Here is a 13150-nt window from a genome sequence, read left to right on the forward strand (position 1 = left end):
GGCTTATAGTACATTATTGCAGCAGAGTGCACATGAGCAGGAAAAGAAAGATGAAACTCGAATATGGAAGGCGGTTTCCTTTTTATTTGATTGCGTTTACAATTTAAGCAGAATGTTGACTGCGACACCACTTGAGGAAGTGAATGGATTGAAAAAAATGCTGCTGGTTTATATATTGCTTATTTCGGCATTTGCGCTGTACGTGCTCAGGTTCGAATATTCCAGTCCGGTGAATGGCTCCTGGGAAGACGGGGGGCTGCGCGGAGATATCGGCGAAACGTACATCATGATTACATTCCAATCTGGCCTGGAATATTGGAAGAGTCCGCTGAAAGGTTTCGAGGATGCCGGGGATGCGCTTGGCGTAACCGTAGAATACCGTGGAGCGACCCGGTATGATGCGAAGGAGCAGACAACGGTGATTGAGCAGGCCATTGCACGCAAGCCCGCGGGAATCGCTATATCTGCCATCGACCCGAAATCGCTGATCCCGGCCATTAATAAAGCACTGGACGCGGATATACCGGTGGTGCTGTTTGATGCCGATGCACCGGGAAGCCGGGCGTATTCTTTTCTCGGGACGGACAATTACAAGGCGGGTGTGACGGCTGCTGATAAAATGGCCGAGCTGATGGCCCGCGAAGGTGAAGTCGCCGTGCTGACCTTGCCGGGGCAGCAGAATCATGAGGAGCGGACCAAGGGGTTCCGCGATACGATTGAGCAGCGGTATCCCTCCATGAAGGTGGTTGAAGTCGCGGATGGACATGGCGATGCTATGGTATCAAGAGACGAGACGCTTCGAATGATGAAGGCTCATCCGAAGCTGGCAGGGATTTTTGTGACCGAGGCGACTGGAGGGGCAGGTGCGGGTGAAGCTGTCCAAAATTCAAGCGAAGGTCGTTCGTTCAAAATCATATCCTTTGATACCAACAAGGCCACGCTGGATATGATCAAGAGCGGCACGATTTCGGCTACGATTGCGCAGGGAACCTGGAACATGGGATACTGGTCGCTTCAATATTTGTTCCATCTGCATCATCAGCTAACCGTACCTGCGCCATCCTCCTCCGGTGAGAATGCACCGCTGCCGGTGACGGTGGACACCGGAATTTCCGTGGTGACAAGCGTGAATGTGGATGATTATTATGCCAAATAAACAGAATCAACAGAATATTTCCCTGATACGGGCACCCATTCGCCTCTGGATGAAGAGGAGCCTGTACCGTTTGCGCTTACGCAATATGCAGCTGCGTTATCAGCTGATGCTGCTCTTTTTGTTATTTGCCATCGTACCTTCTGTAGGTCTGGGATTGTTAGTGAACTGGACGGTGGATCGGATTGTTGAGCGACAGGTGGAGGGTCATACAATGCAGCTCATTGGCAAAGTGAATGAAGCACTCGACAGCAAGATGGAGAACCTGCAAAACATGACGTATCTGATTGCCTTTGATCCGGATATTATCGCTTTTATGCAAGGAAAGACAACATCAGATAACGATCCAGGTACCGGCACCGGCACAATTGCATCCAAGAAGGAACGAGATGTGTCGGATCAGGATCAGCTGTATGGAATTAAGCAAACCTTGCAGGGCTTCACGACGTTGTATCCTGAGATTGCCGGAATCGTTCTTGCGAATGGACGCGGTGACTATATCAGCAATGAGATGTACCCCCGTGGGAGGCAAAGCCTGACCCGGGAGGACTGGTACAAGAGGGCTGCGGCGAATCCGGGCATTTTTACAGTGCTGGGTCAGCCGCTGGATCGCAATATTACAACACACGTACAGTATAAGGACAATGAAATCGTATCCGTCGCCCGTTCCATAACGGATGAAGCCTCGGGACGTGTACTGGGCGTTATTATGATTGACCTCAAGCTGAGAACCGTCTCTCAGGCTGCAAGGAATGTCACTTTGGGGAAATCCGGTTATGTAATGGTGACGGATGCAGAAGGACGGAGCGTCTATATGCCGGAGCATCCGTTGGTGGAACAGATTCCCGCAGAATGGTTTCCATCCGGTGACAGCGGGACGTTTAATGCTGAAGCGGACGGGAGGGAGCTGTTATTCCTCTATCAGTCCTCCGCGTTTACGGGGTGGAGAACGGTAGGCGTATTTCCTGCACGGGAATCGACTACGGAGGTGCGTCAAATTCAGTTTTATGTGGTCAGCTTTGTGTTTGTGGTGTGTTTATTCGGTCTGAGCGCCTCCTTGTGGTTCTCGCGTTCCATTGCGCAGCCCATTTTCCGGCTGATGTCTTACATGCGCAGAGCGGAGACGGGCAATCTCATGGCGGGCCGCTGGAGCGACCGCGCCGATGAGATCGGTATGCTGGGCAGAAGCTTTAACCGAATGCTGGTTCAGATCCGGCAGCTTATATCCCTGAATGAACTGAAGGAACGGCAGAAAAGGGAGGCGGAAATGCGCAGCCTGCAGGAGCATATCAAACCACATTTTTTATACAATACACTGGATACGATCCATTGGATGGCTCGCAAGGAAGGCGCGGACGATGTATCCGAGATGGTTGGCGCTCTCTCCAGACTGTTTCGCATCGGGCTCAGTAAAGGCAATGACTTCATCCCTTTGCACGCCGAGCTTGAGCATATTACCAGTTATCTGCAAATTCAGCAGACCCGGTACCGTGATCGTCTACAGTACGAAATAATTGTTCCGGAGGATATGCGGGAGTTGTTCGTGCTTAAGCTTCTGCTCCAACCCCTGGTGGAAAATGCAATCTATCATGGAATCAAGGGCAGACGAGGGCCTGGCAAGATTCGGGTGGAGGCCAAAACAGAACAAGGAAGGCTGCTGCTGCTAGTTCAGGACGATGGAGCGGGCATGTCCGGTGAACGGCTTGCGGAGATGGAGCGGCTCTTGGCAGCGCCATTGGAGAGTATGGAAAAAACTTCGACGTCCGGGAAGGCTGGCAAAAGCTACGGCATGTTGAACGTACAGGCTCGTCTGCAGCTTTCCTTTGGTGAAGAATATGGCATTATGCTGGGCAGCAGAGAAGGAGAAGGCACCCGTGTGACGATCATTCACCCGCTGCTGCGCCAGCTTCCGCCAGCGCGTTCACTGGACAGGGAAGAGGGGGAGGAGAGCGAATGAAAAAGTTTAATACACAAACAACATGGACGTCAGCGGATGAGATGACAGCTTTGGCTACGACAGAGACAGGGAATTTGGAGAAGCGTTACCGAGTGCTGATTGCCGATGATGAGCCCATTATTCGGGAGGGCATTCGGGATTCAACCGACTGGACAGCACTGGGCATGGAGGTTGCCGGAGAAGCGGAGGATGGCGAGGAAGCTCTGGAAATGGCTGCAGGTCTGGGTGTGGATATCATCTTGGTTGATATGAACATGCCCTTTCTGAACGGGATCGATCTGATTCGCCGCCTTCAGGTCGACTGTCCGAACTGCCGCTGTCTGATCGTGTCTGGACATGATGAATTTGCTTATGCGCAGGAGGCGGTTCGGCTAGGGGTGGAGGATTATATTTTGAAGCCTGTACAGGCAGAACAGCTGTATTCGGCGCTTGCACGGCTGCGTCAGCGGTTGGATGAAGAACGGAAGCGTACGGCGTATGTGAGACAGGCTGCGGATCAGATTGAACGCAATATCCCGCTGCTGCGCCAGCGCTTTTGTCTGGAGTGGCTGGAAGGACAGGCGGAGGAAAAGAAGCTGACCGAGCAGCTCTCTTTTTTGCGTCTGCCCTCTCCGCCGCCAGTGCAGATCGGAATCGTCCGTTGGCCTGCGGCAGAAGCAAGACAGACCCTTATGCGGGAAAATGATCGTCAGTTGTTCCTTTTTGCTGCCGAAAATATTATCAGTGAGCTGCTGGCGGACCTGTCGCATGTACTGTTCAGGGAACCCAACGGGTTAATTGGCATATGTCTGTGGCAGGCGGCCTCGGCAGATATGGAGTCCACGATTGAACAGGCCGTCAGTTCCTGTCTGAACATTGCCGTTCACGTCCATATGGAGACGCACATGGGTACGTTGGAGGAAGCGCCGGATACCTATCGCGAGTGTCGTGAAGTTATATATGGACAAGCCCGGTTGTCTCCGCTCGTTCGCCGAGCGCGCCAGCTTATTCAAGAGGAGTATACGGATCGGAATCTGACGCTGGAATCGCTCGCTTCCCGCCTGCAAGTATCTGCTGTGTATTTGAGCCGGGTGCTCAAGAAAGAGCTGAACGACTCCTTCGTGACACTTGTCACGCATGCCCGCATCCGCAAGGCCGCGCAGCTGCTGGACTCTACGTCATTGCCTGTCCACCGGATTGCAGAGCATGTAGGGTACGATACGCAGCATTATTTTAGTACCGCGTTCAAAAAAACGATGGGCATCTCGCCTGTACAGTATCGCAAAGGCGGTGGTACAAGAGAGGGCGTCTCATTGGAGTGTGAATAGGCTGGTTTAAAAAGGGTTTCTCATCAAGGGATTTGTTCTGCTTGTATCAAGCGGAGCGGGTCCTTTTTTTGTTGTTAGCCGATGTCTAAATGATTTATTCCGTACAACAGGCCTGTTCATCACCTGATTCATGAACCCGTTGGTTACAAAAGTTAAAAATTTATAAAAAAGGTTCAAATGCAGCAAAGACCTTCCTGTTCCTGGATGCTACGATGGGTTTTAGACAGGAACAACAGCTTGTATGTACGGGAGGGTGTAAGCGTTATCTTATCGTTCATTCAAGTCCGTATGATTTGAGGAAAGGGGAAGTTCATATGAAAAAAGGAGCATTGATCATCTGGCTGCTGGTGATGACCTTGATGCTCTCAGCCTGCAACCTGGCTGAGAGTGAAACTGGCAGCAAGGAAAAAGGGTATGTCGGCATCTCGATGCCAACCAAATCCTCCGAGCGCTGGGTGGGGGACGGGGAGAACATGGTTCGTCTTTTTCAGGAGCAGGGGTACAAAACGGATTTGCAGTACGCTGAAGACGTAGTTGAAAATCAAATCTCACAGATTGAGAACATGATCACCAAGGGTGTGGACGTGATGGTGATTGCGTCCGTTGATGGCAATACGCTGACGGATGTCATCAAAAAGGCGCATGACCAGGGCATACAGGTCATTTCGTATGATCGCCTGATACGCAACACCCCCTATTTGACGTATTACGCGACCTTTGACAATTTCAAGGTCGGCGTGCTCCAGGCGTCCTACATTGAACAGAAGCTGGGGCTCAAAGAGGGCAAAGGTCCTTATAACATTGAGCTGTTTGGCGGTTCTCCAGATGACAACAACGCTTACTTCTTTTTCGACGGCGCAATGTCGGTCCTGAAGCCATACATCGATTCCGGCAAGCTGGTTGTACGAAGCAAGCAGACCACGATGGCCCAGATTGCGACGCTGCGCTGGGATGGCGCCTTGGCCCAATCGCGAATGGATAATTTGCTCAGTGCCTATTACTCTGGAGACAATCTGGATGCGGTGTTATCCCCGTATGACGGGATCAGTATCGGGATCATTTCATCGTTAAAAGGGGTTGGCTACGGGAAAGCGAACAAGCCGCTGCCGGTGATTACCGGTCAGGATGCCGAACTGGCTTCGATCAAGTCCATTGTGGCCGGAGAACAGACCCAGACCGTATTCAAGGATACCCGCAAGCTGGCGGAGAAGACGGTAGAGATGGCCAACAGCATATTACAAGGGAAAACGGCGGAAGTGAATGATAAAAAGTCATATAACAACGGAATTAAGGTCATTCCTGCCTTTTTGCTTGACCCCATTTCTGTGGATCGCACCAACGTGGAGAAGGATATCGTGGGCAGTCAATATTACACGAAAGAAGAAATCGGACTGAAATAAAAAAGTGAAAGGAGCACATTCCATGGCAGGAGTAATTCTGGAAATGAAGGGCATCACCAAAACGTTCCCTGGTGTAAAGGCGCTGGAAAATGTCAATCTCAAGGTCAGAGAAGGCGAGATTCATGCGTTATGCGGTGAGAATGGTGCAGGCAAATCCACGCTGATGAAGGTGCTTAGCGGCGTATATCCGCACGGAACGTATGAAGGGGATATTTTATTTCAGGGCAAAACGTGTGAGTTCAAGGACATCAAGCAAAGCGAGGATCTGGGTATTGTCATCATCCATCAGGAGCTGGCGCTGATTCCCTACCTTTCAATTGCGGAAAATATCTATCTGGGCAACGAGCGTTCTAGCAAAGGGATTATCAACTGGAAAGAAACGTTTGTAGGTACAAGGGAATTGCTCGGCAAGGTGGGCCTGAATGAAAATCCGAACACCCTTGTTTCCAGCATCGGTGTGGGTAAGCAGCAGCTGGTTGAAATTGCGAAAGCGCTCTCCAAAAAGGTGCGACTGCTCATTCTGGATGAGCCTACCGCGGCGTTGAACGAGCATGACAGTGAAAATTTGCTTCAGTTGATGCTGGAATTCAAGAAGCAGGGCATCGCCTGTATCCTCATTTCCCACAAGCTGAACGAGGTGTCGAAGGTGTCGGATTCGGTGACCATACTGCGGGACGGTAAGACAATCGAAACACTTGATATGAAAAAGGACAAAGTGACTGAAGACCGGATTATTAGCGGGATGGTAGGGCGTGATCTGACCAGTCGTTATCCGGAGCGTCATGCGAGCATTGGTGAAGTTATCCTGGAAGTGAAGGATTGGACCGTATATCACGAGCATCATGCCGACCGGAAGGTGCTGGATCAGATCAATATGAACATCAGACGAGGCGAGATTGTAGGCATTGCTGGTCTGATGGGAGCAGGGCGCACGGAGCTTGCGATGAGCATATTTGGCAAATCCTATGGTCGCAGCATATCGGGCCAGCTTATCAAGGATGGTAAGCCCATTCAGAACAACAGCGTCACGGAGGCGATTCAGAACGGTTTCGCATACGTGACCGAGGACCGCAAGGAATATGGTCTGATCCTGATGGACGATATCAAGCGGAACATTTCCCTGACGGGTCTTGGCAAGCTGACCAAAAATGCGGTGGTGAACGAACGGGAGGAAGTACTGGTAGCCGAGGATATGAAAAAAAGCATGAATATCAAGGCACCTAGCATTTTGCAGAAAACCGGCAATCTGAGCGGCGGGAACCAGCAGAAGGTGGTGCTGAGCAAATGGATTTTTGCCGGACCGGATATTCTCATTCTGGATGAACCGACACGCGGCATCGATGTCGGAGCCAAATTCGAAATTTATACCATTATTCATCGGCTGGCCGCTGAGGGCAAGGGTGTGCTGGTGATCTCATCCGAGCTGCCGGAGGTACTGGGCCTGTGTGACCGAATCTATGTGATGACTGCCGGACGAATCACGGGAGAAGTCAGCCGGGAAGAAGCATCGCAGGAAACGTTGATGAGATATATGACCAAGTCAGGAGGCGGGAAGCATGGAAATGTTAACTAGACTGTTCAAAAACAATATACGGCAATACGGCATGATTATCGCGCTGGTTGTCATTATGCTGCTGTTTGAGGTACTGACCGGGGGGCTGCTGCTCAAGCCGATCAACATTACGAATCTGATCTTGCAAAACAGTTACATTCTTGTACTGGCGATTGGTATGGTGCTTGTGATCATTACCGGACATATCGATCTGTCGGTAGGTTCGATTGCTGCTTTTGTAGGGGCGGTTGCCGCCATTATGATGGTTGATTGGCAGCTTCCGGCCTGGCTGGCGGTCATTGCTGCTTTGGTGGTCGGTGCGTTAATTGGAGCGTGGCAGGGCTTCTGGATTGCATATGTACGGATTCCGGCATTTATCGTAACCTTGGCCGGCATGCTGCTCTTCCGTGGTTTGACGATGATTGTGCTGGAGGGGCAGTCAATCTCTCCTTTTCCAGGAGGGTTTCAGAAAATAAGCTCAGGCTTCCTGCCTGATATTCAAATATCTGGACTCGGTCTGGTGTCGGTCATCATTGGTCTTGTTCTCACGGTCTGGTATGTCGTTAATGAACTGCGGGAGCGCCGTTCCCAGCGTAAATATGGATTCGAGGTTGTATCCCAGGGGCTCTTCCTGCTCAAGCTGCTGGTCGTGGCTGTAGTGACGAATTTGTTCACTTTCATGCTTGCGAGCTATGCAGGCATTCCGAATATTCTGATTCTGCTGTTTGTATTAATTGTTATCTACTCCTTCATCATGAACCGCACTGTTATGGGGCGCCATGTGTATGCACTGGGAGGCAATGAAAAGGCTGCCGGTCTGTCCGGGGTCAAAACGAAAAAAGTGACGTTCTGGGTATTCGTTAACATGGGTGTAATGGCGGCCATTTCCGGCCTGATCTTCGCAGCACGATTGAATGCGGCTACGCCAAGAGCCGGTACCAACTTTGAGCTGGATGCCATTGCAGCGTGCTTTATCGGAGGGGCTTCCGCTTCGGGAGGCATCGGTACAGTATTTGGCGCCATCATCGGTGGTTTGGTTATGGGGGTTCTGAACAACGGGATGTCCCTGATCGGCTTGGGTATAGACTGGCAGCAGGGCATTAAGGGTTTGGTACTGTTGCTGGCGGTAGCCTTCGATATTTATAATAAAAACAAACGATCAGCGTAGCTTTGTGTTGAAATGTTGTGTGGAAGCGGATGTCTCGAGCGTGGAAAGATTGAATGGATAGGCTGAATGATGTGTACAATGGAAAGTTTATTGGAAAAGTTAAATGAAAATGAGAATGCAAAGACAGACCGTGATCCGTTGGATCATGGTCTGTCGTTTACCTGTTTTCTTTTTGAATTTTACATGCAGTTTCTCTGTGCATTTTTGTAGTGGTATAACTCTGTCTATGGAACAGAATTTACATTAAGGCATCCAGAAAACGGGTTGCGATGCCGAAATAGATAAACAACGACAAAATATCATTCAGTGTTGTAATTAATGGGCCGGAGGCAACCGCAGGGTCTACTTTGAACCGACTGAGCAGAAGCGGAATGCAAGTACCGGTCAGTGTTCCAATTACGAGGGTGAAAAAAAGAGATACGCCAATAATGGCTCCGAGCAGCCAGTCACCTTGCCAGAAATAAGCGATGACCGTAATCAGCAAGCCACATACAAGTCCAATCAGGGTGCCTACTTTAATCTCCCGGCCAATTAGCGCAAGCACTGTAGCCTTGTCCAGTTTACGTCCAATCAAGCCGCGCACAACGACAGCAAGGGATTGTGTACCCGTATTCCCCGTCATACCTGCTATCATGGGCATGAAGAACGCCAGCGCCACAACCTGATTCAGCGTGTCCTCGAAAAAATCCACGATTCTGCCCGAGATCAATCCGATAAATAACAATAAAATCAACCAAGGAAGGCGACGTCTGACGGCAACTAACGGTTTGGTATCAAAATCGATGTCTTTACTGCCGCCACCCATCTTGGCAATGTCTTCACTGGCTTCATCCATAATAATATCAATGACATCATCCATTTGGATAACACCGCATAATCTGCGGTTCTCATCCACGACAGGCAAAGCCATAAACTCATAACGCTGCAATAGCTGTGCGGCTTCTTCCTGGTCCATATCGACAGTTGCATGGATGACACGCCGGGTCATCAGCTCTTCCACTTTGGTGTTATCATCTGCTTGAGCAAGGGATTGGTAACTCACAACTCCAACCAGTTTGCCTTCATCATCGGTAACATACAGATAACTGGTCGCAGGAATGTGCAGCGTAGCCTGAGATTCTCTCAGTGCCTCTTTTGCGGTTTCATGCGATAACAGGGTACGGTAACGATCGGTCATGATTCGACCCGCCGTCTCCGGTGGATAGTTCAGCACGGAGCGGATGATCGAAGAGTGATCCAGATTCATTGTAGATAGCAGTTCTTCTCTGCGTTTGAGGGGCAGATCATGCATGAAGCGAATCAGATCACTTTTGTCCATTTGCTGCATGACTTCGAGCGTGCGTTCCGGGCCTAACTGTTCGAATAGATGTACCTGTTCGTGAAGCGTGAGCGCTTCTGCCATGTCGGCGAGAACGTCAGGCTTGAATAAAAGCAAGAATCGTTTGGTCTCTTCTTCAGGGAACTTTTTGTATACGAGTGAAAGGTCGTAGGGATGCAACTCTTTGGCCCATTTATAAAATTCGGTCAGGTTCTGGGTTTGCACGAATTGCACAAGGAGCTCCGTAATCTCTTCAACCGAAACATCTTTTTTGGGATGGGATCGATTCATATGTAGTCTCCTTTCTATATGGGTTCAACAAATGAATATTTACACTGGCACTCCGATGACAGAACAACCTTCCGATCGCTGTTATCCCCAGATTTTTTTGATTCCTTTCTGAAAAAGGGGAAATCCGGGGATAGCTTATGCTTCCGATGTAGCTTTCTTTCAGAAAGCTTTCAGGCGAACGCTTCGCTTCTTCAGGTTATTTCTGTCCTCTCCGTTATTGTGTAAATGTTTGGTTGAACATATTTCAACTCCGTATTCTTAAACGAAATGGAATGAAAGTTAAACAACGACTAAGGGAAAAGGATATTGTAATCTTGCTAAAACATTCGATATGGGCTTACAAATGGATGCTGCCGGGATATACTTGATGTAGAAAACCCGATGAGGAGGAGACATGTGGAATCGGTTGTAAGAACACAATTGTTATCTCTGGTCGAACCGGAATATCAGAAATTCTCGGCTGCGCTCATTCCAAATATCACGAATCTGCTAGGTGTGAGACTGCCTGAAATACGCAAGATGGCGAAACAAATCGTCAAAGAGGACTGGCGCGCCTATCTGAAAACCGCTGATGATGATTATTTTGAAGAAGTGATGCTGCAAGCGATGGTTATCGGCCATGCCCAAGCGGATACTGAGGAACTTCTGCAGCATATCGCCTGGTTTGTTCCCAAAATAGATAACTGGTCGATATGCGACAGCTTCTGCGGTGGTTTGAAATATACAAAGACACATCTGGATGAGGTATGGCATTTCTTGCAGCCCTATCTGGTATCCAATCAGGAGTATGATATTCGCTTCGGGGTTGTGATGCTGTTGAACTTTTATATGGAAGAAAAATATATCAGCAGAGTGCTTGCTTCATTAGATACCATTCATCACGAAGGGTACTATGTGAAAATGGCAGTAGCCTGGGCAATTTCCATCGCTTATGTGAAACAGGCAGCAGCCACGATGCGTTATTTGCAGGACAACACCTTGGACGATTTTACGTATAATAAGGCTCTTCAGAAAATAATGGAGTCCTATCGTGTTGATCCGGAGACGAAGCAGATCATCCGCAGCATGAAGCGAAAAGTGAAAAAAACGGTTCGTGTGTAGTATGTGTGCATAACGAAAAAAAGAAACCAGATATAAACCTACAGGAGAAAGGTCGATAAACGTATGAGAAAGAGCATCATGTGGACCAAAATGGAATTAGACGGTCGTCCGTGGGTATTGCTTGCCACCGAAAAAGGGTTATGCCGGGTCATTATGCCCAATGAAACGCTGGAAGATTGGAGTAGCTGGATTGGACGAATTGCTCCTGGAGTGGAGCTCGAAGAGAATGAAGCAGCGTTGAAGCAGACAGGCATGATGGATTGGCTGCAATCCTATTTTGCTGGAAACAAAGTGGCTTTCACAGATGAGATCCCGCTCGATCTGATCGGAACGTCATTCCAACAGCAAGTATGGACGGAGTTGGGGAATGTTCCTTATGGTGAGACAAGAACCTATGGCGACATTGCTGCTGCGGTGGGCAGACCTTCAGCGGTGCGAGCTGTTGGGGCAGCCAATGGAGCCAACCCCATTCCGGTACTGCTGCCGTGTCATCGCATTATCGGTGCCAATCGCAAGCTGACCGGTTTTCGCGGAGGACTGGAGATGAAGCGAAGACTGCTGGACATTGAACAAATCGAAGGCGTGACCGATGACGGGCATGCGCGGTTTAATTTCTGATTATCATATTTTCATATAAAAAAGAAGCGGTTTGAACTATTAGCTAAGTGCTTCGCTCGGTTCTCAAATGTGCAGGCACTCCCTAGTGCCTGTTTTTTGCATTCTCTACGGTTAACGGTTAGAAGAATGGATGCTGAACGGAAATATCGCGGAAGTTTTCTTTTCCTTCTGAGTCACGACGCTACCGAATCTCCTACACCTTATTGTGAGCAATAGCGTGATATGCAAAAGCTAACGAACGTCAGGCGCTTTATTCCGGTAAAAACCAGCAGATTGATGCGGTAAGACTCACAAAGCAAGGGTATAAGCTGTCTATGGTTCATTACGATGATTGATCCGTGGAATTACGCTAAATAGGGTGTTCTGGATTCGTTAAAAAATAATGATTGTCTGAGAGCTGAGCTGTCACTGTAAATGGCTTAAACGATCCTAAGATGTACGCATATACCACATTTTGGGTTATGATGGACGTAGATTATTAGGAAGGCGAAGTCATGGTTCATTTATGAAATCGATGATCAGTGGATCCGGACTGCTCAGGCATAACACCAAGGAAAGGGAAATGGAAGCGAAGAAATGAACAATCATAAAAATACATTTTATTTAAAATTGAGTAGTGTTTTAATCGTTGCTACCATAGGCTGTCTGCTAGTTGCTTTCTACTTGCGTACCAAATCAAACACAAACGTGTATCAATTTTTGACGTGGGACATTTTCTTGGCATGGGTTCCATTCATCATTTCATCAACGATTAGTTATGTAAGCAATAGGAAACTTACAAGAACGAGCATCGCACTAGTCGGGGTAATGTGTGCAGGCTGGTTGTTATTTCTACCGAATTCGGCATATCTTTTCACAGAAATTTTGCATGCATTCAGATACTTTGATCCTCAAGGGCAAACTAAATTCTGGGTTAATATTGATTTTTGGTATAACCTCACCCTAACGTTTGTCGTAGCTATACTGGGTTTAGTTCTGTCCATTTGCTCGATACATCAAATCCACAGATTGTTAAATAAACGATTAAACCCATTTAGCAGTATGGTAATTGTAGGCGTTATTTTACTCCTGAGCAGTCTAGGGGTATACATCGGGAGATTTAATCGGTGGAATAGTTGGGATATCTTGAAGCAGCCTGGCCTTATTTTGAAGGATATCATGACTGATTTAAGTGCAGGCAACAGCATTCTGGTTGAGTTTGTGGCTTTGGTATTTGTGATTCAGGCTTTGGGATATATCTCACTTCGTATACTAACGGGGAAGTCCAATAATATCTAGACGATAA

Annotated in this window: 10 protein-coding genes; 9 read left to right on the top strand and 1 reads right to left on the bottom strand. The window is 48.6% G+C overall.

The features are described from left to right. The first annotated feature begins 148 nt into the window (after positions 1 to 148). From BMW94_RS07750 to mmsB, 6 genes are all read left to right on the top strand, one after another. Entirely contained in the window at positions 149 to 1156 is a 1008-nt protein-coding gene (locus tag BMW94_RS07750; RefSeq protein WP_090997066.1) for a substrate-binding domain-containing protein, read from the top strand. 85 nt (positions 1157 to 1241) lie between these two features. Further along, positions 1242 to 3110 (top strand): cache domain-containing sensor histidine kinase, encoded by a 1869-nt coding sequence (locus BMW94_RS07755; protein ID WP_254790182.1) that lies wholly within the window; start codon positions 1242 to 1244, stop codon positions 3108 to 3110. A gap of 41 nt (positions 3111 to 3151) precedes the next feature. Beyond that, a complete protein-coding gene (locus BMW94_RS07760; protein WP_254790183.1) occupies positions 3152 to 4417 on the top strand; it encodes a response regulator in 1266 nt (421 codons plus the stop codon). A gap of 314 nt (positions 4418 to 4731) precedes the next feature. After that, positions 4732 to 5817: a multiple monosaccharide ABC transporter substrate-binding protein gene (gene chvE, locus BMW94_RS07765; RefSeq protein WP_090996625.1), complete on the top strand. Its 1086-nt coding sequence runs from the start codon at positions 4732 to 4734 to the stop codon at positions 5815 to 5817. Positions 5818 to 5839: 22 nt separating this feature from the next. Then, positions 5840 to 7390 carry a multiple monosaccharide ABC transporter ATP-binding protein gene (gene mmsA, locus BMW94_RS07770; protein WP_090996628.1) on the top strand — a complete coding sequence of 517 codons (1551 nt, stop codon included), beginning with the start codon at positions 5840 to 5842 and terminating at the stop codon, positions 7388 to 7390. After that, positions 7374 to 8537 carry a multiple monosaccharide ABC transporter permease gene (gene mmsB, locus BMW94_RS07775; protein WP_090996631.1) on the top strand — a complete coding sequence of 388 codons (1164 nt, stop codon included), beginning with the start codon at positions 7374 to 7376 and terminating at the stop codon, positions 8535 to 8537. The genes mmsA and mmsB overlap by 17 nt, the downstream gene beginning before the upstream one ends. Positions 8538 to 8775: 238 nt before the next feature. Here the strand turns inward: mmsB and mgtE are convergent, their stop codons facing one another. Continuing rightward, on the bottom strand, positions 8776 to 10146 hold the full coding sequence (mgtE, locus tag BMW94_RS07780) for a magnesium transporter (RefSeq protein ID WP_090996634.1): 1371 nt from the start codon (positions 10144 to 10146) through the stop codon (positions 8776 to 8778). 396 nt (positions 10147 to 10542) lie between these two features. Here mgtE and BMW94_RS07785 point away from each other — a divergent pair, with 396 nt between their 5' ends. From BMW94_RS07785 to BMW94_RS07795, 3 genes are all read left to right on the top strand, one after another. Further along, positions 10543 to 11247 carry a DNA alkylation repair protein gene (locus tag BMW94_RS07785; protein WP_090996637.1) on the top strand — a complete coding sequence of 235 codons (705 nt, stop codon included), beginning with the start codon at positions 10543 to 10545 and terminating at the stop codon, positions 11245 to 11247. Between the two features lie 78 nt (positions 11248 to 11325). After that, positions 11326 to 11865: a methylated-DNA--[protein]-cysteine S-methyltransferase gene (locus BMW94_RS07790; protein WP_254790161.1), complete on the top strand. Its 540-nt coding sequence runs from the start codon at positions 11326 to 11328 to the stop codon at positions 11863 to 11865. Between the two features lie 576 nt (positions 11866 to 12441). Next, positions 12442 to 13143: a DUF1361 domain-containing protein gene (locus tag BMW94_RS07795; protein WP_090996643.1), complete on the top strand. Its 702-nt coding sequence runs from the start codon at positions 12442 to 12444 to the stop codon at positions 13141 to 13143. The last annotated feature ends 7 nt before the right edge of the window (positions 13144 to 13150 follow it).

The organism is Paenibacillus sp. OK003 (assembly GCF_900109515.1).
GTDB lineage: Bacteria > Bacillota > Bacilli > Paenibacillales > Paenibacillaceae > Paenibacillus > Paenibacillus marchantiae.